This window comes from Paraburkholderia hospita (assembly GCF_002902965.1).
In the GTDB taxonomy this organism is placed as follows: Bacteria; Pseudomonadota; Gammaproteobacteria; order Burkholderiales; family Burkholderiaceae; genus Paraburkholderia; species Paraburkholderia hospita.
In genome coordinates this window covers 1,765,719-1,787,407 of record NZ_CP026105.1, presented here as the reverse complement: position 1 = coordinate 1,787,407, position 21,689 = coordinate 1,765,719, and the positions used below count along the sequence as shown (strand labels likewise).

Annotated in this window: 19 protein-coding genes and 4 pseudogenes; 15 read left to right on the top strand and 8 right to left on the bottom strand. The window is 60.4% G+C overall.

The genetic code is table 11. From position 1 onward, the window contains the following. The first annotated feature begins 131 nt into the window (after positions 1–131). Complete coding sequence (locus C2L64_RS08010) at positions 132–380, top strand: hypothetical protein (RefSeq protein WP_079499626.1); 249 nt, start codon at positions 132–134, stop codon at positions 378–380. Positions 381–621: 241 nt separating this feature from the next. Here the strand turns inward: C2L64_RS08010 and C2L64_RS08005 are convergent, their stop codons facing one another. Beyond that, positions 622–1,224 (bottom strand): dipeptidase, encoded by a 603-nt coding sequence (locus C2L64_RS08005; protein WP_244144663.1) that lies wholly within the window; start codon positions 1,222–1,224, stop codon positions 622–624. Between the two features lie 414 nt (positions 1,225–1,638). Here C2L64_RS08005 and C2L64_RS08000 point away from each other — a divergent pair, with 414 nt between their 5' ends. From C2L64_RS08000 to C2L64_RS07970, 7 genes are all read left to right on the top strand, one after another. Further along, a complete protein-coding gene (locus C2L64_RS08000; RefSeq protein ID WP_090837480.1) occupies positions 1,639–2,544 on the top strand; it encodes a sterol desaturase family protein in 906 nt (301 codons plus the stop codon). A gap of 589 nt (positions 2,545–3,133) precedes the next feature. After that, positions 3,134–3,967: an ABC transporter substrate-binding protein gene (locus C2L64_RS07995; protein ID WP_007739337.1), complete on the top strand. Its 834-nt coding sequence runs from the start codon at positions 3,134–3,136 to the stop codon at positions 3,965–3,967. A 49-nt stretch (positions 3,968–4,016) separates the two neighbouring features. Beyond that, on the top strand, positions 4,017–4,736 hold the full coding sequence (locus C2L64_RS07990; protein WP_090837534.1) for an amino acid ABC transporter permease: 720 nt from the start codon (positions 4,017–4,019) through the stop codon (positions 4,734–4,736). A 44-nt stretch (positions 4,737–4,780) separates the two neighbouring features. Then, on the top strand, positions 4,781–5,428 hold the full coding sequence (locus C2L64_RS07985; RefSeq protein ID WP_007590043.1) for an amino acid ABC transporter permease: 648 nt from the start codon (positions 4,781–4,783) through the stop codon (positions 5,426–5,428). Next, positions 5,425–6,177: an amino acid ABC transporter ATP-binding protein gene (locus tag C2L64_RS07980; RefSeq protein ID WP_007590042.1), complete on the top strand. Its 753-nt coding sequence runs from the start codon at positions 5,425–5,427 to the stop codon at positions 6,175–6,177. Before C2L64_RS07985 ends, C2L64_RS07980 begins: the two co-directional genes overlap by 4 nt. 167 nt (positions 6,178–6,344) lie before the next feature. Beyond that, positions 6,345–7,106, top strand: coding sequence for an IclR family transcriptional regulator (locus tag C2L64_RS07975; RefSeq protein ID WP_039901758.1), 762 nt, complete (start codon positions 6,345–6,347; stop codon positions 7,104–7,106). Positions 7,107–7,316: 210 nt separating this feature from the next. Beyond that, positions 7,317–8,762, top strand: coding sequence for a DEAD/DEAH box helicase (locus C2L64_RS07970; protein WP_090837478.1), 1,446 nt, complete (start codon positions 7,317–7,319; stop codon positions 8,760–8,762). A 144-nt stretch (positions 8,763–8,906) separates the two neighbouring features. Here the strand turns inward: C2L64_RS07970 and C2L64_RS07965 are convergent. Both C2L64_RS07965 and C2L64_RS07960 read right to left on the bottom strand, forming a co-directional pair. Continuing rightward, positions 8,907–9,320: pseudogene (locus C2L64_RS07965) on the bottom strand (carbohydrate ABC transporter permease); the annotation flags it as partial. Between the two features lie 160 nt (positions 9,321–9,480). Further along, positions 9,481–9,984: pseudogene (locus C2L64_RS07960) on the bottom strand (extracellular solute-binding protein); the annotation flags it as partial. A gap of 246 nt (positions 9,985–10,230) precedes the next feature. On the opposite strand from C2L64_RS07960, the gene gnd reads away from it, so the two are divergent. After that, the gene (gene gnd / locus C2L64_RS07955; protein ID WP_079499630.1) at positions 10,231–11,256 is read left to right on the top strand and encodes a phosphogluconate dehydrogenase (NAD(+)-dependent, decarboxylating); all 1,026 of its coding nucleotides are present in this window, start codon (positions 10,231–10,233) and stop codon (positions 11,254–11,256) included. Positions 11,257–11,374: 118 nt separating this feature from the next. Here gnd and C2L64_RS07950 read toward each other — a convergent pair. Continuing rightward, positions 11,375–12,070 (bottom strand): annotated as a pseudogene (locus C2L64_RS07950) (tannase/feruloyl esterase family alpha/beta hydrolase); the annotation flags it as partial. An 89-nt stretch (positions 12,071–12,159) separates the two neighbouring features. Between C2L64_RS07950 and C2L64_RS07945 the strand changes: the two are divergent. After that, on the top strand, positions 12,160–12,417 hold the full coding sequence (locus tag C2L64_RS07945) for a hypothetical protein (RefSeq protein WP_007590033.1): 258 nt from the start codon (positions 12,160–12,162) through the stop codon (positions 12,415–12,417). Positions 12,418–12,936: 519 nt separating this feature from the next. Continuing rightward, entirely contained in the window at positions 12,937–13,557 is a 621-nt protein-coding gene (locus C2L64_RS07940; protein WP_007577964.1) for an SEL1-like repeat protein, read from the top strand. A gap of 64 nt (positions 13,558–13,621) precedes the next feature. On the opposite strand, the gene C2L64_RS54740 is transcribed toward C2L64_RS07940, so the two are convergent. Beyond that, entirely contained in the window at positions 13,622–13,816 is a 195-nt protein-coding gene (locus tag C2L64_RS54740; protein ID WP_079482161.1) for a hypothetical protein, read from the bottom strand. Between the two features lie 253 nt (positions 13,817–14,069). On the opposite strand from C2L64_RS54740, the gene C2L64_RS07930 reads away from it, so the two are divergent. From C2L64_RS07930 to C2L64_RS07920, 3 genes are all read left to right on the top strand, one after another. Continuing rightward, entirely contained in the window at positions 14,070–15,458 is a 1,389-nt protein-coding gene (locus C2L64_RS07930; RefSeq protein ID WP_090837532.1) for a hypothetical protein, read from the top strand. A gap of 510 nt (positions 15,459–15,968) precedes the next feature. Further along, on the top strand, positions 15,969–17,174 hold the full coding sequence (locus tag C2L64_RS07925) for an IS110 family RNA-guided transposase (protein ID WP_007587666.1): 1,206 nt from the start codon (positions 15,969–15,971) through the stop codon (positions 17,172–17,174). A gap of 166 nt (positions 17,175–17,340) precedes the next feature. Continuing rightward, positions 17,341–17,544 carry a cold-shock protein gene (locus tag C2L64_RS07920; protein WP_007577962.1) on the top strand — a complete coding sequence of 68 codons (204 nt, stop codon included), beginning with the start codon at positions 17,341–17,343 and terminating at the stop codon, positions 17,542–17,544. 523 nt (positions 17,545–18,067) lie between these two features. Here C2L64_RS07920 and C2L64_RS07915 read toward each other — a convergent pair. The 3 genes and pseudogenes from C2L64_RS07915 to C2L64_RS07910 all read right to left on the bottom strand — a co-directional run. Beyond that, a pseudogene (locus C2L64_RS07915) lies at positions 18,068–18,292 on the bottom strand (YbhB/YbcL family Raf kinase inhibitor-like protein); the annotation flags it as partial. 397 nt (positions 18,293–18,689) lie between these two features. Then, the gene (locus C2L64_RS54070) at positions 18,690–18,848 is read right to left on the bottom strand and encodes a hypothetical protein (protein ID WP_007577957.1); all 159 of its coding nucleotides are present in this window, start codon (positions 18,846–18,848) and stop codon (positions 18,690–18,692) included. 199 nt (positions 18,849–19,047) lie between these two features. Further along, positions 19,048–19,503 (bottom strand): universal stress protein, encoded by a 456-nt coding sequence (locus tag C2L64_RS07910; RefSeq protein ID WP_007577956.1) that lies wholly within the window; start codon positions 19,501–19,503, stop codon positions 19,048–19,050. Between the two features lie 882 nt (positions 19,504–20,385). Here C2L64_RS07910 and C2L64_RS07905 point away from each other — a divergent pair. Beyond that, positions 20,386–21,684, top strand: coding sequence for an ATP-grasp domain-containing protein (locus C2L64_RS07905; protein WP_090837475.1), 1,299 nt, complete (start codon positions 20,386–20,388; stop codon positions 21,682–21,684). The last annotated feature ends 5 nt before the right edge of the window (positions 21,685–21,689 follow it).

Here is a 21,689-nt window from a genome sequence, read left to right as displayed (position 1 = left end):
CACGCCGCAATCAGACGGGAAATCCTGATGAAGCAAATCAGAATTTCCTGAGGACATATTCCGCTACCGCCGATTTGATGCGTGTGACGCTTTCCGTAGCATCGATTCATCGGACATCGGGGGGAAGAGATATGGCGGTGGGCAACACATCACTTCGCTTTCAGGTGGAAAAACTGATGGGCACGACGCGTGGACATACCGCGCGAGTACGTCTCCTGGAGCGCTCGCGCGTCGGCAATGTGCGTCGCGTGTGCATTCAGATCGAGCGATGCGACGGTTCGTTCTCACTGTTCTTCTTTCGTCACGCCGACCACACGTGGCACGTGTTCCCGCCCGAGGGGCGCCGTCTCGAAATGGGTACAGGTCTCAGGGCGGCATGATTGATCACACGCATGTGCGATCATGATTCGAACAGGTTGCGACAATACCTGTTCGAGCTGCGCGCATCCGGCACGCACATGCCTATAGGGGTGTGGCTATGTCTATCCATCGCTCACGTTCTACCGAGCGGTGGCGGATCGCGTTTTCGATTCGGCCGGTACTGTTTGCGAGCCGACGCCGTCATCCTTCGTACGTAGGCTGGGTATTCGATGCTCCCGCTATCGTCGAGATGATGCGTAGTCAAATTACCGAGGCCTCAAACACGCGCCGATAATTGCCACCGAGAATCTGCCCTGTCTCTGCCTGTGAAAATCCAGCGGCAAGCAGTGCCGTGCCCAGCGCTGGTAGCTGCTCATAGCTACGGAACACGGGAGGCGAGATAAAGCCGAGCAAATCCGTTCCCAGGCCCACGTGTTCGACGCCCACCACATCCGCCATGCGTCTGAAGCCGTGCGCCATCCCATCCAGATCGCGGAATGACCCCGAACTGGGCCAGACGCCGATAACACCGCCCGTCTCAGCGACAGCGCGCGCATGGTCGGCCGTGATCACACGGCTGCGCGCGCCCGGATGTCCTGCCAGCGCCGTGTGGGAGAGCACCAGTGGTTTTGTCGTGACGGACGCCGCCCGCTTCACGAGATCGTAGGTGCCATGCGCTACATCCACGATCCCGAGCGTATTGCAGCGGCGCACGACCTCCGCGCCGAAATCGGTCAAGCCGCCATGAACCGGCGTCTCTGTCTGAATGTCGCCGAGTTCATTGACCCGATAATGCGTCAATTGAAGATGCCGAAGCTGATGGAGCGAAAACGCCTCGTCGACATGGTCTAGCTGTCCCTCCAGGAAATCGGCGCCCTCTGCCGCGATGATCGCGCGTGGTTTCTAATCGCCCTTCAGTCGAAAAATGCGCAAACCCTGCGCCGTTCATCAAGCGCCGGCAAGCTTAGCTGTCTCATTGTGAAATCAACTACCGAACGTGATGACCTACGAAGGATCCCTCGTGTCGTAGAAGCGATTCTCACGGAAACCGGGCAAGCCTTATAGCCTCGAGAGCCTCGCGGCGATCGCGGATTTTTCCCCTTGTCACTTTCACCGCGTCTACAAATAACTTACGGAGAGACTGTGGCGGGACCGTTCAATGCCTGAGACTCGCGGAAGCTGCTTACCGATCAACTGGTGACACCGCCTCCGGTACGAGTTGCGGCGCATGGGATTGCGGTCTACGCTGGACGACATCATCGAACCGACGGTCCGGTTATGGCTGCTTTGCTTGCGTTGCTGAAATACGCTAATGCGATGGTTCTCGTCGCCTCTGTAGCAGAGGCGCTGATTCTTGCTCTCCGGTACGGTCGACAAAGCTACGACTGGAAAGCAGCCACAGTGTCGGTCGCCGATTTTCTCGTTCGCGAGTATCCGCTGCGCTGGTTGCTGCCGCTCGCGTTCTGGGGCACCGCCATGAACTGGGTCTGGCAGCACAGACTCTGGACGTTGCCGATCAGTCATTGGAGTGGTTGGCTGGCGTGCTTCGTCGGCCAGGAATTCTGCTACTACTGGTATCACCGCGCCGCGCATCGGATGCGCTGGTTCTGGTGCACACATGCCGTGCACCATTCACCGAATCAGCTCAATCTTTCTGCAGCATACCGGTTTGGCTGGACTGGCCGCCTCACGGGTTCGTTGGCGTTCTTTCTGGTTGCACCGCTTTTCGGTATGCCGCCCCAGATCGTGTTGACACTGCTATCGCTCAATCTGCTGTATCAATTCTGGTTGCATGTTACGTGGATTCCACGCCTCGGCCCGCTCGAATGGATCGTCAATACGCCTTCGAGCCATCGCGTGCATCATGCTTGCAACCTCGAGTACCTGGACGGCAACTATGGCGGTGTGCTGATCGTGTTCGATCGGCTTTTTGGCACATATATCGCAGAGCGACACGACGTGCCGTGTCGCTTCGGTCTAGTCAAGCCGATTACGACAGGCAACATGCTCGCAATTGAGTTTGAACACTGGTGTGCGTTGTGGCGCGACCTCCTTTCGTCGCGTTCGGTGCGCGATATTTGTGGGTTCATTGTCGAGCCACCAGGTTGGCGACCAGATGGCGATGGCGAGACGACTGAAGAGCTAAGGCATCGCGCCGAACGGCCATCCGGGGACTTTCGATAACACGTTAAACGCCCAAGTGCTGCCACTTTTAGCATGGCTATGACGGGGTGCTCAGGCCAACGCCGGTCTAATGCCAGGCATCGGAAACGACAGGCTACGCGCTTTCAGTCGACAGACAGGGCAGGACATCAACTAGCTTTCAGGATAGATTGACGCACCATACATTTCCCCTTTTAATTTCGCACGTCGAAATAAATAGTATTGTTTTCGTGGTTAAGGCGGGATGGGCGACAGACATTAACCTCCAGCATTCCGGACACTGGCTACGAGGCATCACCTGCATGCCACTCGTCTGCCCCTCGCGAACCTGAGGAAGTCGCAAAAGGTACTGCGCAGCTCCTTCGTTGTACACGGAGAAAAAGGTATTCCCTTCTGCACCCTCAAGTGGCCCCGCAAGGCGCTCGTATACCCGCTTGTCATTCGTTTTTTTCCGTGAAACACTGGGCCGCATCTGCTGTGCCGGACTCGGTTCCGATATACCGGACAAACAGGCAAGTGCGCGATCTATCGGTTTTCACGCCTGCGGGCAGCCATAACCGCTTTGGTCGCGAGTTCCGTCCAAATTGGGGTTCCTCTCACAGGGTCGAAAATGAGACTGTTCAAAGAAAGCGTAAGGTTCGCCTGTTTGTCCGCCGTCGTCGGCCTGCTGGCACTCACTGGTTGCACCAAGGTCGCGACGCCTGGCCAGGATGCCGCGACCGGCTCGACTTTGCAGGCCGTCCTGCAACGCGGCACGCTGCGTGTCGGCGATTGTCTGACCTTCGCGCCATTCGGCTTTTACGACAAGAGTGGGCAACCGGACGGTTACGACGTCGATCTCGCGAAAGAACTCGCGAAACAGATGGGTGTGAAGCTCGAGATGGTCAACACGACGAGCGCAAACCGCATTCCGAATCTGCAGACCGCCAAAGTCGACGTAGTCTTCTGCAACTTCACACGCAATCTCGAGCGCGCAAAGGAAATCGCGTTCACGACGCCGTATGTCGTCGCGAGCGAGGCGCTGCTCGTCAAGAAGAGCAGCGGCATCCAGTCGGTCAAGGACATGTCGGGCCACACGATTGCGACCGTCAAGGGATCGACGAACGGCGACGAAGTGCGTGCGCTGGGCATCCCCGTGAAGATCCAGGAATACGACAGCTCGGAAGCCGCCATCCTCGCCGTCAAGCAGGGCCAGGCCGACGCGATGATCGAAGACAACAACTTCCTCGCCTATCAGGCGAAGCTGGACCCGGAGCTGACCGTCACCAACGAGGCCCTCGTGCCACTCGAATACAACGCGTTCGGCGCGAAGGCGGGCGATCAGGTCTGGCTGAACTACCTGAACCTGTTCCTGTTCAACATCAACGCGTCGAAGCTCAATGCGCAGCTTTACACGAAATGGTTCGGCACCCCGCCCCGCTATCCATTGAACCCGCAGTTCTGAACACGAACGCGCGGCGCGAACGACAGCCCGACTTTGCGAAGGAATGGCGATGAGTTATCAATGGCTGACCCTGTGGGGCTATGTGCCCGAGTTCTTCCAGGCCGCGTGGCTCACGTTGCAGATCACGCTGCTCGCATTTTGCGTCGCGCAGATTCTCGGTCTGCTGACGGCGCTCGCGGGCGCTTCGCATCTCGCGCCGTTGCGCGTCGTAGCGCGCAGCTATATCGAGACGATCCGCAATACACCCGTTCTGCTGCAGATTTTCATCGTCTTCTTCGGTCTGCCATCGCTGGGCTTGAATCTGAGCGCATATACGGCGGGCGTGATTGCGCTCGGCGTGAATGTGGGTGCGTATATGGCAGAGGTCTTCCGCGCCGGCATTCAGTCGGTGCCGCGCGGACAGATCGAAGCGGCCGGCATTCTCGGCCTTGGGCGTGCCCAGGTCTTTATCGAAGTCGTATTGCCGCAAGCGGCGCGCGCCGTCTATCCCGCGATCATCAACAACCTGATCCAGTTGCTGCTTGGCACGTCGCTGCTCTCCGCGATTGCGCTGCCTGAACTGACGGGCACGGCGACCGTGATCAATGCGCGCACCCTGCTCTATATCCAGACGTTCTCGGTCACGCTGATCGCGTATCTGATCATGAGCAATTGCCTGTCATGGATCGCGGAGCAGATCGGCGCGCGCGTGTTCCAGCCGCCCTTAATGCTGAAGCAGCACACGCGCAGGCGGCTATTGCTGATTCCGCGTCAAGAGAACCGCAGCTGAACCGCATCCGGCCCGCACCTGACCCATCGAAGGGGAAACCGTCCATGTCAACCGAACTGCTGACGACCAGCCTGTCGATCCTGCTTCAAGGACTGGTCACGACCTTGCTGCTATCTGCGGCATCGATTGTCGGCGGCACGCTGATCGGCCTGCTCGCCGCCGTGTTGCGCTCGTTCGGACCATGGGGCAGCGCGCGCGTCGCGAAGCTCTACACCGAACTGTTTCGCGGCACACCCGTGCTCATCACGCTGATGTTCATCTATTTCGGTGTGTCGTACTTCGGCTATGCGATCGATGTGTTCGCGGCGGGCGTGGTCGGCTTGAGCGTGTATCAGGGCGCATATATCGCCGAAGTGTTCCGCTCGGGCATCGAAGCCGTGCCCAAAGGGCAATGGGAAGTCTCGCAGATTCTCGGCCTTGGCAAGACACAGACGTTCTTCTCGGTCGTGTTGCCGCAGACGGGCAAGATCGTGTTGCCGCCGCTGATCGGCCAGTACCTGTCGCTGATCAAGGATACGTCGATCGTCAGCATGATCGGCATGTCCGAGCTGATGCATGGCGGTCAGGCCATCGTCGACCGCGTCGGCAAGCCGGTCGAAATCTACGGACTCGTCGCCGTACTGTATTTCGTCGTGTGTTTCCCGCTGTCGCAGTGGGTGCGCCACCATGATCGTAGGAGCCTGTTGTCATGACCACATCCATCGGGTCCAAGCCAGTCATCAACCTGAACGGCGTGAGCAAGTCGTTCGGCGCCACGAAGGTGCTCAAGGAAATCAATCTCGAGGTGCGCCCCGGCGAAGTGCTCGTGCTGATCGGCGCATCCGGTTCGGGCAAGAGCACGGTGCTGCGCATCATGGCCGGCCTCGAAACGGCCGATTCGGGCGAAGTCTGGGTCAACGATGTTCCGCTGCACGATGTGCGCCGCGCAAAGGAAATCCGCGGTCATGTCGGCATGGTGTTCCAGCAGTTCAATCTGTTTCCGCACAAGACCGCGCTCGGCAACGTGACGCTCGCGCTGATCAAGGCGCGCAAGATGAGTGCCGTCGACGCGCGCAAACGCGCGATGGACGTGCTCGACCGCGTGGGCCTCGCCGATCGTGCCGAGCACTATCCGAGCCAGTTGTCGGGCGGGCAGCAGCAGCGTGTAGCGATTGCGCGGGCGCTGGCTGTCGAGCCCGGCATCATGTTCTTCGACGAAGCGACATCCGCGTTGGACCCGGAACTGGTCGGCGAAGTGACGGAAGTCATGCGTGGACTTGCGCGGGACGGCATGACGATGGTCGTCGTCACGCACGAGATGGGCTTCGCGCGCAAGACGGCGGACCGCGTCGTGTTCATGGACAAAGGCGTGATCGCCGAACAGGGCGTGCCGGAGGAGATCTTCGTCACGCCGAAGAACGAACGGACGCAGCAGTTCCTGCACCGCGTGCTCGATCATTGAAGCATCGCATCGATCGGCGCGTCGGTCTCTGATGGGTGCTGCCGCGAGAAATGCGGCAGTCCGGCCCAGGGTCCGTTAAACGCGCGCTGCGGGAAACGCACGCGAAAGCACGAACAACGACAACACGAGAACGAACTGCGATTCCTATCGCCGACGGAGTCTACGCAATGTCTGCACCAGAATCGTCACGGGCCCGGGGAGTGGACCGCGTGATCGGCATTTTCAGGGAACTGCATACTGCGCGGCGTCCACTGACGATGAGGGAGTTGATCGAGGCAACGGGTGCGCCGCGCTCGAGCGTCTACGAGCTGGTCACGATTCTCACGGAGGCGGGGTGGCTCGAAACGGGCGCCGACGGCAGCGTGTTTTTCGGGCGCGAGATGCACTACTACGGCGCCGATTACGCGATGCACAATGATCTCATCAGCCGCGCGCATCAGACCATACTCGGTCTCGTGCGCAAGTACGACGAGACCGCACAACTATGCATGCTCGAAGGCAACAAGTACACCGTGGTGCTGTCGGAAAACAGCGCGCGCCCGTTCAACATCACGTCCGATATCGGCGTGAAGGTGCCGATTCCGTGGACGGCGACGGGTCGCCTGTTGCTCGGACATCTGACCGACGACGACGTCCATGCGCTGATTCCAGACGAAGACTACGTGCTGGTTGACGGTCGCCGCATCGGGTTCGACGACTTCATGCGGGACGTTCGCGATGCGGCAGCCCAGGGCTATTGCTGCACGGAGGGTCTGTCGATGTCGTTCCGGCTGTGCATGGCCGCGCCTGTTCGCGATCGCACTGGCCTGCCCATCGCGGCGCTGTGCTTCATGACGGGACGCAACACCGATCCCAGCCAGCGTGCCGCGATGCTCGACGATCTGATTGCCTCCGCGAAGTCGTTGTCGCAGCCATCCATGCGTACCTGAATCCGTCCCTTGAGACGCACGCGCCGCAGCAACAGTAACCTGAACCCGCCGTCGCGCCCCCTTTCTAGCATCGTTGTCAGTTTGCCGGCGCGGCGCCCGGCACCGCTACGCTTTTCAGTGGCGATCAACGTCGATTTTTTTGACCATTGATCTGCGCGGCGCAATCAGCGCGGCAACCGCTAGAATTGCGGTTTTAGCCGGAATACGCCCATGTCTTTTGCCTCGCTTGGCCTGATCGATCCCTTGCTGCGTAATGTGCAGGACCTCAATTACCAGACACCTACGCCGGTGCAGGTCAAGGCGATTCCTGCTGTGCTCAGTGGCAAGGACGTCATGGCTGCGGCACAGACGGGCACTGGCAAAACGGCGGGTTTTGCGCTGCCGCTGTTGCAACGGCTGGTGCAACACGGCCCGGCGGTGTCCAGCAACCGCGCGCGTGTTCTGGTGCTGGTGCCCACGCGTGAACTGGCCGAACAACTGCTGCAAAGCTTTATCGCTTACGGCAAAGGCCTCGACTTACGATTTCTGGCCGCCTACGGCGGTGTGAGTATCAACCCGCAGATGATGAAGTTGCGCAAAGGCGTGGATGTGCTCGTTGCCACGCCGGGCCGTTTGCTAGATCTCAATCGCCAGAACGCAGTGCAGTTTGATCAAGTACAAACGCTGGTGCTGGATGAAGCCGACCGCATGCTGGATCTGGGTTTTGCGCGCGAACTCAACGCCGTCTTTGCTGCCTTGCCCACTCAGCGCCAGACCCTGCTGTTCTCTGCCACGTTTACCGATGATATCCGCGCCATGGCGGCGGGCATTTTGCGCGGCCCGGTCAATATCAGCGTCAGCCCGCCCAATGCCACGGCCAGCAAGATCAAGCAGTGGGTGGTGACGGTGGATAAAAAGAACAAGCCTGACCTCTTCATGCACCTTGTGGCTGAGAACCACTGGGAGCACGCGCTGGTGTTCGTCAAAACCCGCAATGGCGTGGATTACCTGGCGGCCATGCTGGATGAAGCGGGCTATGCGGTCGACACCATCCACGGCGACAAACCGCAACCCGCGCGCCTGCGTGCGCTGGAGCGCTTCAAGACGGGCGAAGTCAATATGCTGGTAGCCACCGATGTGGCTGCGCGCGGCCTGGACATCGACGACCTGCCGCTGGTAATCAACGTTGATCTGCCGATCGTGGCGCAAGACTATGTGCACCGTATTGGCCGTACCGGCCGCGCGGGCGCCAGCGGCGTGGCGGTGTCCCTTGTGTGTGCCGATGAAGCGCCACAACTGGCCGCGATTGAAGCGCTGATCCGGCAAACGCTGCCCCGTGAAGAAGAGCCGGGTTTTGAAGCCGAACACCGCGTGCCGCAAACCAGCGCGACGGGCCAGATCATCAAGAAACCCAAAAAACCCAAGAAGCCCAAAGTGCCGCAAGCTGCGCCGGGCGCCGTGCAGGTGCCCAGCAAAAACCCGCGCCCGCAAAGTGGCGAAAACAAACGCAAGCCTGCGGCGCAGCGCGCTGTGGCCGCGGGTAAAGGCACAAGCTTGTCCAGCGGTAACCCATTCAGCGTGCGAAAGCCACGCAGCAAACCCGCCAGCAAGCCAGTTGCGGGTTCACGTAAGCCGGCTGGCAAACCCGCTGGTGGCCGCGGCAAACGCCAACCCTGATCCATGGGGACGAGTAACGCCAGCCCTGGAACAGGCTGGCGGTTTGCGGCCCGCTAGCAGACAGCGGCGCGGCTTCGGCGTGCATCAGGTCGGCGGGTAACGGCGCACTGAATCCAGGATTCATAACAACTTCGGGGCCGAACGGTCGGCGAACCCGTCGATCGGTGTCGTACCGAAGGCACGCATGCCTTGCGCGATGAGCCCATACACCGGGTGCAGGATCATGTTCTTCCAGATCAGCGCGGAGACCGTCGGCATCACGAAGAACGGCGCGATGGCGAGCAGCCGCGCGACGCCCTGCCCGTAGAACTTGCGGTCGAACAGCACCGAGAACAGCACGCCGCCGACCACCGTGATCACCAGCACCGAGATGATCAACTGCATCGTGTGCAGGATCGATGGGCCGAAGGACGGGTCACTGGGAAGAAACGTGTAGTTTTCGAGACCCGCGAAGCCCTTTACGTCCGGATTCAGCAGGTTGTAGCGCGAGAACGAAAACCAGATCGTCATCGCGAGAGGAATCGCAATCCATAAGACGAGAACGCCTACGGACGGCATGACGAGCCAGCGCGCCGAAGACGCGCCTTTCCGGTCGAATCCACCAGCCTCCGCGGCTGGCGGATGAGCGGAGGAAGCAACTTGCTGCATGACTGTCTCCGTTGGGAGTGCGCGGCAGCGCCGGCCGTTGCCAGCGCCCCGCAATTTCGATGCGTTACGGCTACTTCTGATAGCCGCCCTGCCGCACTGCGCGGTCGGCGGCTGCATTGCCCGCCTTCAGCGCTGTCGGCACGTCGGTCTGTCCAGCTACGACCCCCGCGATGGCCTGGCCCACCACGGTGCCGAACGACTGGAATTCAGGGATTCCTACGAACTGGACGCCGGTGTAAGGCGCCTTCTTGAGCTTCGAATCATTCGGATTTGCCGTTTCGATGGCCTTCAGGACGAAGTCGCCAAACGGTGCAGCCTGTTTGTATTCCGGACGTGCGTGGGTTGACTTGCGCGTCCCCGGCGGCACCGATGCCCTGCCTTCGTCCTTTGCGACCAGCTCGATGTATTGCTTCGACGTTGCCCACTCGGCAAACTTCTTCGCCGCCTCCTGCGACCTCGAAGTCTTAGGAATCGCGAACGACCACGACCACAGCCAGTGGGAGCCCTTGGGCGTGACGGCGACTGGTGCGGCGGCAAAGCCGACCTTGTCCGCGACCTGTGACTGGGCCTTGCTCGAACGGCTTCAACGAAAACCTGACGCTAAGAAGATCAAAGCGAATTTTCGATTTCCAGTCCAGGGGTTTCCCGACGGAACTGCTACTCTTGATGAACGCGCTGGCCGGAACTTTTCCCGCTGTCGCGCGCTCTGCGTAGAAGCACACGCCGCACATCGCGCGCACCGGTCGACGGACACGATGCCGCTCATGCAAAGAGGCCGCGCGTGTGAGATCTCGCTCAACACATATTTTGGGAGCGGCACATGCAACTTGGAATGATTGGACTTGGACGCATGGGCGCCGACATGGTGCGGCGGCTTTCGCAGGGCGGTCAGCAGTGTGTCGTGTTCGACGTCCAGCCCGCAGCGGTGCAGCGCCTCCAGCAGGAGGGCATTGCCGGCGCGTCGACGCTCGAAGATCTGGTCGCCAGACTGGAAAAGCCGCGCGCCGTGTGGCTCATGGTGCCTGCGGCCGTGGTCGATTCGACGCTCGAAAAACTGGTGCCGTTGCTGGAGCCGGGCGACATCGTGATCGACGGCGGCAACTCGCACTATCACGATGACATCCGCCGCGGCAACGAACTCGGCGCGAAAAAACTGCATTACGTCGATGTCGGCACAAGCGGCGGCGTCGCGGGCCGCGAACGCGGCTATTGCCTGATGATCGGCGGCGAGACGGACATCGTGAAGCATCTCGAACCGGTGTTTGCCGCGCTCGCGCCGGGCGCTGCCGCCGCGCCGCGCAACGCGGACCGTCAGCAGGACGGCAGCACGGCCGAACAGGGCTTCCTGCATTGCGGACCGCAAGGGGCTGGCCACTTCGTCAAGATGGTCCACAACGGCATCGAGTACGGGCTGATGGCCGCGTATGCGGAAGGATTGAACATCCTGCGACACGCGAACGCGGGCAAGCAGTCGCGCGAAATCGATGCGGAAACCTCGCCGCTGCGCGACCCGCAGTTCTATCAGTACGACCTGAATCTGGGCGATATCTCCGAACTGTGGAGGCGTGGGAGCGTGATTAGCTCGTGGCTGCTCGACCTGATTGCGGGCACGCTGTCGCGCGACGGCGATTTGAAGGACTTCGCGGGTCGTGTATCGGATTCGGGCGAAGGCCGCTGGACTATTGATGCCGCGATTGACGAAGGCGTGCCCGTGCCAGTGCTAAGCGCCGCGCTTTTCGCACGCTTCACGTCGCGCGGCGAAGCGGAGTTCGCGAATCGCGTGCTCTCCGCAATGCGCAAGGACTTCGGCGGTCATGCGGAAAAGCCAGGCGCTCCGACCACTTAAGGGAAAGGCGGCGGTGCACGCATGTGTATCGCCGCCCTGTCCAGAAACGAAGGGGCCGGGAGCCACAATCCTCTGCCCCTTTGTTTTTGCCCCGCCGTTGATCTCATGGTGATGCTCCAGGCGGCGTCATGAACGACCACGACGATTCCGAGTAGACGCCACTGGTGGCGAAGATTTTCGGCGCATCGGTGTCCATGCCGAAGTTCCGCGCGTACGAGGACAACTGGCTGAGCAACGATGCGCTCTGCGGCGGCATCGTGAATGTGAAGGCGGCCGCCGCGGGATCGAGCGCGATCGAATTGCTCTGCTTCCACAAGGTCCAATTCGCGCCGTTGATACCGGCGTCGTATGGAAAGCTCGCGTAGAGCGCGGCACCGGCGCTGTTGCGCGCGCCGGAGAACACATTGCCGATCGCGTCCTTCTGCGCGGCGTTCAGACAAGTGCCGTCGCGCACGTTGCTGGAGCAGGTCGGCACGTCGTTGGCAAGGCTGAAGTTCGCCTGACACGCGTTGATGTCGTGCACCATGCCGTCTGCGACGCCGTCGAGCGCATCGCACTTCGCGACGATTCTCGACGCCACCAGTTGCCGCTCGGCAGCCGTACAACCCGTCTTGATGTCGGGCTGACCGTTCGTCGTCGTTGCCGTCGCGACTTTCGCGAACTGCTGCGCGCCCCACATTTCGCCGATCGGCGCCTTCGGTAAATGAAAGCCCGGGTCGCCGGCAATGATGCCGTCGTACTCCGCCGACGACCTCGCCGCTGCGACCATCGCATGACGCCCGCCGTTTGAGCAGCCGCCGAAATAGCTGCGATCGCAGCGAAGCAATTTACCCAATCTGTGCTTGAGCGGCGAACACTTGCATCAATCTGCCATCCGCGGCTGGCGTCAGGCTGGACATTGCAATGGCGCGATTCAACGCGAGTGGCAACGGGCGGGTGCGCGTTGGCGTGGGCCGTCGCCTAGAATGTAAGTGCGGCGACGACCTGAAGGAGGATGTCGTGAGTGAAACGTTTATGGCGTACCTGATGGGTCCGGCGGTGATGTTGATGGTCGGCGTGGTGCTGTGGCTTGCCACCCGCCATCACGGGAACACAAGCGAGGGACGATCAAGCCGATGGCTTGATACCCATTACGTCGATCTGATGCATCATCGACATTGAGGGCTTCCCCAACGGTCATCGTATCGATCGGCGAATGGCAACGAACGGTCCGTCCCCTCCCCACATCAATCCGATGACCGCGTACTGACTGCCCGATTCGGGCGATGCTCCATATGGATCGACATGTCAGTGCATGCGCGAAAGAATACGAAGCAGGGAATCCCGTCCTGAGTCACGCGAGGCAGCACGCCCCCGCCCGCCAGTTACTCCATTGCGACCAACTGGCGGTCGAATAGTGTGTCGAGTTCCGTCCGGTCGGCAACCTGGTCGGCGGAGTCCTTGACCAGCATCAAGGTTGCAGTGGGATAGGGATTTCATGGGCGAGAGAGGCGCCCCGCTGCCCGTCCGTGGACAACCCTGATCGTTCCTCGGGAGCCACAGGAGAGATAGTGGCCCATCCTCACGTAGTCGTCGAAATGTCTCAGGTTGCATTGAGTCGCCCCTTCCCTACCGATGTGGTTGCAATCCGCAAAAGGTGAGCTAGAATCAGGTGCATTCTTCACCACGGGATCGCTCACCATGCAAATGGAAAGCTGGGTCGGAGCAATCGAGCGCGAATGGCATCAGTTGCGCCGCGCCGACCCTACACTGGATGTCGAAAAATTCTCCCGCCACGTCATTGCGGCAAACAAGACCGGATTCCTGTCACCGGAGTCGCTCGCCGCAATCGCAAACGCACTTCTCACCAGCACGTTAAGCCACGCACCCTATCTGGGTCGATGGTTACTGGAGCGCGTTGGCGCGAACCGCCATCCGGCCTGGCGAACGGCAATGGCCATATCCCTCGTCACACCAACAGGAGGAGAGGCGGACTTTGAGAGAGGCAACGCGATTCTTGAAGACGTGATGAAGGATGAAACCGCAGAGGATCGTCTGCGCGGCTTGGCCGCCGCCGCGCTGGCCGACAGCGCACGGCTCGGGCGGGGCATGCAGGTGGACGTGAGCCGTGCGCGCTCGCTCTACGAGCAGGCCATTGAACTGGGGCACAAAGCCTCAGCGCACAATCTCGGACTTTTCTGGGAGCGCGTGTGGGGTGCAGAAGACAGGAGCGTTGTCCCGGACCGCACAAAGGCCATGCAGAGCTATCGACGCGGTGGAGATGACAAACGTTGCCAACGCCGTCTGGAAGCGCTGCGTTGAGGCGCTACCGCCTGCGGGTCGGGCGGCTGGAAGATCCCGAGAGGCACCCGACGGATTTCGCTCATCAATGGATAAAGGCAAGGTGACGGAGAAGAGACTCTCCGTCCTCCGTGATGCGAGGGCGTACCGCGCCGCCCGCAAGTCGCTCCAGTGCGACAAGCTGGCGTTCAAGCAGCGTACCAAGTTCTTCCCGATCGGCAATGTGATCGGCGGAGTCCCTGACCAGCATCAATGTTGCGAATTCGTGGGCGCTCAGCACGGGATGCTCCTGATGCAAAGAGAGAAACGCTGGTCGTCAGGTTTCCAGTGACGTGGCGTTCGATGACGACCCACACAACCGTGGATTTAATACGGAGGGTGGGAAAGCTTAACGTCGAAATGTGACAGCATGAGGACGGCCGTTTTGGCGCTGGACGCCCGGCGGAGACGCATAGGTAGCGACCGACGCATCAGATGACGACATTGCCTCCTCTATAATTTCAGAATATCAACTTCGCATGGAGCCCTACGTTATGAGTCAAGCCCGCGGGCGATATGCGGGATCCCGGGACAACGGCCAACGCCGTCCTCGCCACGAAAAAAAATCTCCGCCCAACCGGCAGGGACAACCGTATGCGAAGGCGCCTCCCCGCGACTCCGCCCAGACTGCCTCCATTTTCAAAACACGATCTTTTCAGTTTCTGGTCGATGCGGTAGGCGCAGAGAATATCGCGATAGCACTTGAATCGAACATGACGCGCGTGGGCGAACTGATGAAGGGCGAGAGGTTCACGCCCGAGACCGCCTTTCACATGGAAACCACGCTTGGCTTGCCGCATGGCTTTTTTGACCAGCCCAATCCTGCGCTCGCGGCCGAGATCATTGCACGCCTGAAGTCACCGCTCGACTTCGTTCAAACGGACGACGGACCCGACGTAGAGGCGGAAGCACTTAAGCCGGCTTCTGCCCTGAACGTCGATCAGCAACCATTTCCTAAAGATAGTTTGTCCCAGGAAGCGCAAATGCCAAAGAAAGTAGCGGGCGGGTCGCCCAGAGCCGTCAAGAACAGTCGAAGCGGAACGGCCGAACAGCCTAAACCTCATGTACCGCTCAAAGCTTCGCCTTCGAAAGACAAGGCGTCTCCTAAAACGCCCCAACAGCAACCGCTGGCATTGAGCGACAGCGCCGAGGTAGAAAACATCCGACGCGCTAACCTCCACGTTCTCACGAGCCGCAATGGATCGAAAGTAAGACTTGGCGTGGTCATGGAGATGAGCGGATTCAACATAGCCGATCGGCTACATGGCAAGAAACGCATGGACAGTGTCGAAGCACACCGGTTCACGGAGCGGCTTGGTTTGCCAATCGGCTGGCTGGACACGCCGCGCTCCGAAGCCGAGATTCCAGAGTCGGTGTCGCATATGCTTACCCCTGCTTCGCGCGGTCGCGTATCCGTTCAACAACACGAGCCGCTTGCGACCGCAACAGACGATGGCGCGCCAGGGAAGAAGCTCACCAAAGCGAAGGCGCACACGAAGCGCTTACGTGCGGGTGACCTGCGCGATTCGGAAAGCCCCTCGCCTGTTTCGGCGGATGCCGCAGGAGAGCAAGAGACAATCGTCGTCAGCCCGCAAGATCATGTGAATGATTTCCCCGACGACCTTGCCGGCCGCACACCTGAAGAAAGTAATGGCGAGGCACCGGCAGCCACACCGGCAACCCGTGAGTCGCTCCCCGCCTCCGCAATACCGCAGCGAAACCCGGTGCCGCTGCCCTTCTCTTCCGTGACCAGCCTGGACAATCTTCACGGTATTGAACCGATAGCGGAAGCATTGATCAAGACGCTAGCAGGTAAAGCACGCACGGGTCGATTGGACGAATTGAAAGCGCTGGAACTTTTGCAGCAAGCGGTCCTGTTGTGAGTCGATGGCACCGTGCCACGCCGCCTCGTGCCATGACGCATAAAGCGCATCGGGGTGGCCCGGGCCCGGTGCGCGAAAAATCACCCCGTTTCGGGTCGGCGATCCACCACGAATCCCGTCGCTGACCGGCCATGAGCGCCACGCTACCGAGGATAATACTGAATTGAATCAGTCCCCGTGGCGACAGGAAACGGTTGTCGCGGTGACTCACTAATCCGCAACAGCACCCGATGCCGCAGCCGCCGTTGGCCAGAACGACCGGCGCTTGAACCGGTTAGCCCCCGTTACTATCTTCATTCCTCGACAATCGAGGATTTGGCCAGCTAGGCCCGGCATGATTCTCGCCCCCAGTCGCAGTCATGATCCGGGGGGTGTTGTCACCGGGCCTGGTGGGTGGCTGGTGATCGCTAATAGGGGCTCGGCCAGGATATCTTGAGGCCGTCCGTAACGTGGATGCCGAGACTTGCCACCGATGTTGCAGGCCAAACCGTTCAACCTGCAAAGCCTTCGATGCAAGAAAACCAACAACATAGCTCTGTCGATGTATTCGTCGGCGTCGATGTCGGCAAAGGCCACCATCACGCCGTCGCCCTCGATCGGCGCGGAAAGCGCCTTTACAACAAGGCGCTGCCCAACGATGAGGCCAAGCTGCGCGCCCTCATTACCGAACTCAAGACGCACGGCCAGCTCCTGTTCGTCGTCGATCAACCCGCCACCATCGGCGCGTTGCCCGTGGCAGTCGCCCGTGATGAAGATGTTCTGGTCGCATATCTACCGGGTCTGGCTATGCGCCGCATCGCCGACCTGCACGCCGGTGAAGCCAAGACTGATGCTCGCGATGCCGCCATCATTGCTGAAGCCGCGCGCTCAATGCCGCATACGCTGCGCTCACTTCGGCTGGCTGACGAACCACTCGCCGAACTCACCATGCTGTGCGGCTTCGACGACGATCTGGCGGCCCAGATCACGCAGACCAGCAACCGCATTCGAGGTCTGCTCACCCAGATCCATCCGGCGCTGGAAAGGGTCGTGGGGCCGCGGCTCGACCATCCGGCCGTGCTCGATCTGCTTGAGCGATACCCGTCACCCGCCGAGCTCGCCTCAGCCAGCGAGAAAACACTCGCCAACCGCCTCACCAAACTCGCACCTCGCATGGGCAAGAGCCTGGCTTCCGACATCGTCCAGGCGCTCAGCGAACAGGCTGTGATCGTGCCCGGTACTCAGGCCGCAACCATCGTCATGCCGCGTCTTGCCCAGCAACTCGCATCCTTGCGCAAGCAACGCGAGGAGGTTGCCAGCGAAGTTGAACGTCTGGTGCACGCACACCCTCTTTGGCCGGTCCTGACCAGCATGCCGGGAGTCGGCGTCAGGACCGCCGCCAGACTCCTCACTGAAGTCGCTCACAAAGCCTTCGCATCGGCTGCGCATCTCGCCGCCTACGCCGGCCTCGCCCCGGTGACCCGACGCTCGGGCTCGTCCATCCGTGGCGAACACCCGTCCAGACGGGGCAACAAGGTACTCAAGAGAGCGCTCTTCCTCTCGGCCTTTGCTGCCCTGCGAGACCCGATCTCAAGGGACTATTACACGCGCAAGGTCCAGCAGGGCAAGCGCCACAATCAGGCGCTCATCGCTCTCGCTCGACGACGCTGCGACGTGCTGTTCGCCATGCTGCGCGACGGCACCCTCTACCAACCAAAATCCGCCCCTACCGCTTGACGAATCACATAGGGGCACCCCCCCGGAAAGCGTGCCGTGTGCTGTCCGTGCACCTCCTGATTGGCAGGTATCATCCCGACGTGGTAAAAAGTCTTCGGTCGCGGGCGGACGCTCCGTGCCGTACCGCGTTCGCGAATGCGATTTTCAACATCTACAGGTTCAAAAAATGGCAACTGGTACAGTGAAATGGTTTAACGATGCGAAGGGCTTTGGTTTCATCACGCCGGACGAAGGCGGCGAAGACCTGTTCGCCCACTTCTCCGAAATCAAGACTGAAGGCTTCAAGTCATTGCAGGAAAACCAGAAAGTAAGCTTCGAAGTGAAGATGGGACCGAAGGGCAAGCAGGCCGCAAATATCAAGCCTGTGTAACCGGCACGCGCGTTATCCTGGCGCGTAACCCGCCCCGCGCGGGTCACATTTCTCACGTTCGGTGTGTCAGGAGTCCGTAAGCGTGACGGCATTCCATGGGCCCCGATACGGGCAGGACGGACAAGTCCTGCTCATGACCCGCTCGCCCAATCAGGCCGCGTAAATCACGACGACCGAGTGCCGAGGGGCTATCACTGGTCGGCGCAGGCACTGCCGGATTATGGGGCGCCTCCTCCGCTGGTGCGTTCCGCCACCGCTTTTCTCGTCCTCGCAATTACCCTCTCGTCCACGTCCGCTTGTCGCTCGCATTCTCGCTCGCTCGCGCAAAGCGTCGTAACCACGCATGGCCTCTCTAACAACAGTCCCTCCCGGCGACCCGTTTTTCAGTCGGCAAGCATCGCGCAGAGCCGCTTGCAGCAAGGCTGCTGCGTGTCGACGACTGTCGAGAAAACCAAGTCATTGATCAGTATGTGCTCTCAGAATCAGAGCGCCAGATTGTGCGCAAAAAAGGACGACTACCCCGAGTTGCCGTCGGCGGGATGTTGTAGAGCACCCAATGTACCCAGGTTATTTTCGGCGCGGCCGGGTCCGGCGCGTCAGGGTCGTCGACGATCAGCGCCAGGCTTTTTGTGTTCGCGGGCACGCCCGACCACTCGAGCGGCGGCGATACATCGGCGCCCTGGCAGGTATGCTGCACGGGAATCTCGCCGTTCTGCCGGAACGCTTGCGACGTTAGCGTCAGGGTCATGACGCGCTCCTAGGCAGCAACGATGGATGGCTGTCCCGGTGGGAAGATCAGCAAGGTGAGCGAGCGCGCCGGTAAGGAACGCGAGGCCCGTGCCCAGGCCGCTTTTGCACAGCGCTTGAGGTGAGTGTCGGGCACGTTGAAGTCCCTCACCGTCACGTACCCTGCTCATCACGGCGGCCGGTGATTGGTGCGCGCCCTGCGCGAATCGCGGCGGAAATCGAAGTGCTGCTCATCGTCACATAAGTGCCGCCCGAGCAGAGATGGCTTTGGTTGATAAGTAACGCGCACGGGTCGCAGAAGTGCGACAAGCAGGAGAACCACTGCAGATGATTGGAAGTTCCGACATATCGCACGAAGCCCCGCTGGAATGCGGGGCCTCTCGTTTTGCAATGCGGCATCAATGTTTGTGCCGGTGCAGCCAACCCATATGGTGCGAATCAAGCCACTGGGCCATCCCCTCTGCCGGGTGATCGCGCCTGTAACGTTGTGCCACCATGAACCCGGCGACCAACAAGACCGCCAGGCCGACAATGAAGTAGATCGTAGACTGAGTCATGGCAGCCTCCTTATTAGGTCGCGACCATGCTTATATTGTAGGTCAGCGGTTACGAAGTGCCGTGCGATGCAAGCGCACGATTTCCGCTCGCATCAACACGCGCGCTTGCGCCTACGCGGAGCGCCGGCGTCCCAAGTCGACCCTGCAGAGACGGTCGTATTTCCCCAAAACGGACGCTCCTCTGCCTGGGATCCTGAGGTTAGCCCTTCTCCCGGGTTTCGATCAGTACCGCACAGGGCGCCTTCTCGATGACTATTCCGCAGGTTGACTGGTTGGCCCAGCGGCGTAGCCGTGACAGATGGTGATGTCCCATCACGATGACTTCCGCAGTCAGCTGCCGGGCTTGTTCGACGATGACTTCGGGTGGATTTCCCGCGCAGAAATGCTGCTCCACCGTAAGATTCCGGGCGGCGAGCTGTGCAGCTGCTGCAGCCAGGACGGATTGTGCGAAAGACGTCTGCGCATGTGCGCACGGATAGGTCAGGCCATCGGGCGCGACACCGTCCTCGCAACCGGGAGGCAACGCGTAGGATGGGTCGACAACGCATAGAAGGTGTACGGTTGCCGTACCGGGTGCCGCCACACGGCCGGCCAGCTCGACGACGTGGACAGTCTGGGGTGAGCCGTCCAGCGGGACGAGGAGAATATTGAACATGGTTACAGATACTCCTCGAAGATCGGATTCACACCTCCGCGACACGCGGGACCATTTGCGGCTGTCCATAAGCGCGTCATGACACACTTGGCGCAGCACGGAAACCTCGTTCGCCCAGCGCACGATTGCCGTAAAAGGCTCTCGCTATCCGGTGAAAAACGCAACATGTACATTGCAGAATGGTGCAAGTGCCCTGTCAAGTAAACGAGTGAATTGGAAAAGCTGTGCGTGTCGCCGGTTGAATTGAGCAATGGCTGGAATGCACGTGCCCTGGTAACGTGGGCTACTGGATGCGCGTTGATTGATGGTTGACGATTTTGGAGGCGGTGCAGAATGGCTGAATGTGGCCAGAACTGAGCCGGACCGCACGATGACGGGCCAACCAGCAAGCAAGAAAGCTTCGATATCCGAAAGGCTCGAACGGATCCAGTTCGACGCTGCAACCAACCATCCTGAATCAATCCCACTTCAATTTAACAAGTCATCCAGATAACGTCGCTAACTGGATTTAGGCACAGCAGGTCAAGCCCGCATTGATAACCATTGAACATCAATGCATCCAAAAATCGCACTTCTCGTTTCGGACGTCTTGAGCAAATATCGGTGCTCAAGAGGTTCATAAACGCATCTACAGAAGAACGTATCGGAGACAGGCTCGAAACGTGAACAGCGTTTCGCCGCATTCCAGCGCGAGCCCGGTCATGGGCACCGCGACCCGTCACCGACGCGCGTCTCGCATCACAACACTTCGCTAGGTCATTTCTGCCGCCGCTTCGAGCGCGCCCAGGGCAGCGGTGCTTTTTGCGCCTGCCGCAGCGAGCTAGATGAATTCCGAGTACTTACTTCATTCGTCATTGCCTTGAAAATTCAGGAGACACTCACATGCAGATCACCGGAATGTTGGACGGCGCGCGCCTGCTGCAATTCGTCGGATTCCCGGCCAGCGAAGTGCTGGGCCCCGGCGCGAGCGAAGAAGAGATCAAGTCGCTGATCGACCGTCACGGCCAGGTTTTTATAAAGCCCGTGTTCAAGGGCGGCGTCGGCAAAAAGGGCAAGTCCGGCCTGCTCGGCCGCGCGTCCGACCTCAAGACGGCCCTCGCCGAAAAGGAGCGGCTCTACTTCGCCGAGCACGTCGTGGGCCACATGAGGGCAAAGGCGAACGGCGTGACGTTCGAAGCGGGTGTGCCAGCCAGGCACGAAGTCTATTTCTCGATCACTGACTCCACCCGCTTTCGCGCCCCCACGATGACGCTCTCTCACATGGGCGGCATGGACATCGAGGAAGTCGATCCGAAGCACGTCGCGATGGTGCCTTTCGATGCATTGACCGGGCTGAAGGCGTTCGTCGTCGCAAACGCACTCAGCGAGATCGGCGCGCCGCGCGAGATCATCTCGCCGCTCGTGCAGCAATTGCCGAAACTCTGGGAGCTCTTTCACGACTTCGGCATGACGACGCTCGAACTCAATCCGATCCGCATGCGCGAAGACAAGAAAGGGCGTCTCACGCCCGTGGCGTGCGACTTCAAATGCGGCTTCGATCGCGATGATCCGCGCTTCTCGCGCCTCGGCCTGCCAGCGCATCTGTTCGCCGCCGACTACTCGGACTTCGAGCAGGAGATCAACCAGCTTCGCACGCATCAGGGCCAAAGCGATGTGTACGTGATCAACGACCGCGGCACGATCCTCGCGCCCACCTTCGGCGGCGGCGCGAACTCACTTGTCACGGAGATGCTTGGCGACGCCGCCGTCATCTCGTCGGACTTCGGCGGCAATCCCCCCTACGAGAAGATGAAAGAAGTGGCGCGCATCTGCTTCAGGCATTGGCTGAAGCAGTCGAATGTGCTGTTCATCATCGGTGGCAAATCCAACAACACCGATATCTACGAGACACTGCGCGCGATGTCCGACGCACTGCGCGAGCATTTCAGCGAGCACGGCCCGACACCACTCTACGTCGTCCTCGGGCGCGGCGGTCCGAACCTCGTGCGTGGCATGTCGGCGCTGCGCGATACCTGCGATTCGCTCGGCCTCCCCTATCGCCTCTTCGGCTTCGATTCCGACATCAGCGAAGTCATCCAGTACGCACGCAAGGCCGATGCGTGGATGCAATCGGGCGGGCGCGCGCAGGTCGCGGTGCGCATCGGCGCACGCGAGGCGCAGTCAGAAACAGCACAGGCGTAAGGAGA

Excerpts from the sequence above, each read along its gene's own strand:
- C2L64_RS07945 (WP_007590033.1), top strand. The coding sequence starts at position 12,160 with ATGGCGCGATTCAACGCGAGTGGCAACGGGCGGGTGCGCGTTGGCGTG.
- C2L64_RS07910 (WP_007577956.1), bottom strand. The coding sequence starts at position 19,503 with ATGTTCAATATTCTCCTCGTCCCGCTGGACGGCTCACCCCAGACTGTC.
- C2L64_RS07995 (WP_007739337.1), top strand. The coding sequence starts at position 3,134 with ATGAGACTGTTCAAAGAAAGCGTAAGGTTCGCCTGTTTGTCCGCCGTC.
- C2L64_RS07940 (WP_007577964.1), top strand. The coding sequence starts at position 12,937 with ATGCAAATGGAAAGCTGGGTCGGAGCAATCGAGCGCGAATGGCATCAG.
- C2L64_RS08000 (WP_090837480.1), top strand. The coding sequence starts at position 1,639 with ATGGCTGCTTTGCTTGCGTTGCTGAAATACGCTAATGCGATGGTTCTC.
- C2L64_RS07925 (WP_007587666.1), top strand. The coding sequence starts at position 15,969 with ATGCAAGAAAACCAACAACATAGCTCTGTCGATGTATTCGTCGGCGTC.
- C2L64_RS07970 (WP_090837478.1), top strand. The coding sequence starts at position 7,317 with ATGTCTTTTGCCTCGCTTGGCCTGATCGATCCCTTGCTGCGTAATGTG.
- C2L64_RS07905 (WP_090837475.1), top strand. The coding sequence starts at position 20,386 with ATGCAGATCACCGGAATGTTGGACGGCGCGCGCCTGCTGCAATTCGTC.
- C2L64_RS08010 (WP_079499626.1), top strand. The coding sequence starts at position 132 with ATGGCGGTGGGCAACACATCACTTCGCTTTCAGGTGGAAAAACTGATG.
- C2L64_RS07990 (WP_090837534.1), top strand. The coding sequence starts at position 4,017 with ATGAGTTATCAATGGCTGACCCTGTGGGGCTATGTGCCCGAGTTCTTC.
- gnd (WP_079499630.1), top strand. The coding sequence starts at position 10,231 with ATGCAACTTGGAATGATTGGACTTGGACGCATGGGCGCCGACATGGTG.
- C2L64_RS07980 (WP_007590042.1), top strand. The coding sequence starts at position 5,425 with ATGACCACATCCATCGGGTCCAAGCCAGTCATCAACCTGAACGGCGTG.
- C2L64_RS07930 (WP_090837532.1), top strand. The coding sequence starts at position 14,070 with ATGAGTCAAGCCCGCGGGCGATATGCGGGATCCCGGGACAACGGCCAA.
- C2L64_RS07975 (WP_039901758.1), top strand. The coding sequence starts at position 6,345 with ATGTCTGCACCAGAATCGTCACGGGCCCGGGGAGTGGACCGCGTGATC.
- C2L64_RS54070 (WP_007577957.1), bottom strand. The coding sequence starts at position 18,848 with ATGACTCAGTCTACGATCTACTTCATTGTCGGCCTGGCGGTCTTGTTG.
- C2L64_RS07920 (WP_007577962.1), top strand. The coding sequence starts at position 17,341 with ATGGCAACTGGTACAGTGAAATGGTTTAACGATGCGAAGGGCTTTGGT.
- C2L64_RS07985 (WP_007590043.1), top strand. The coding sequence starts at position 4,781 with ATGTCAACCGAACTGCTGACGACCAGCCTGTCGATCCTGCTTCAAGGA.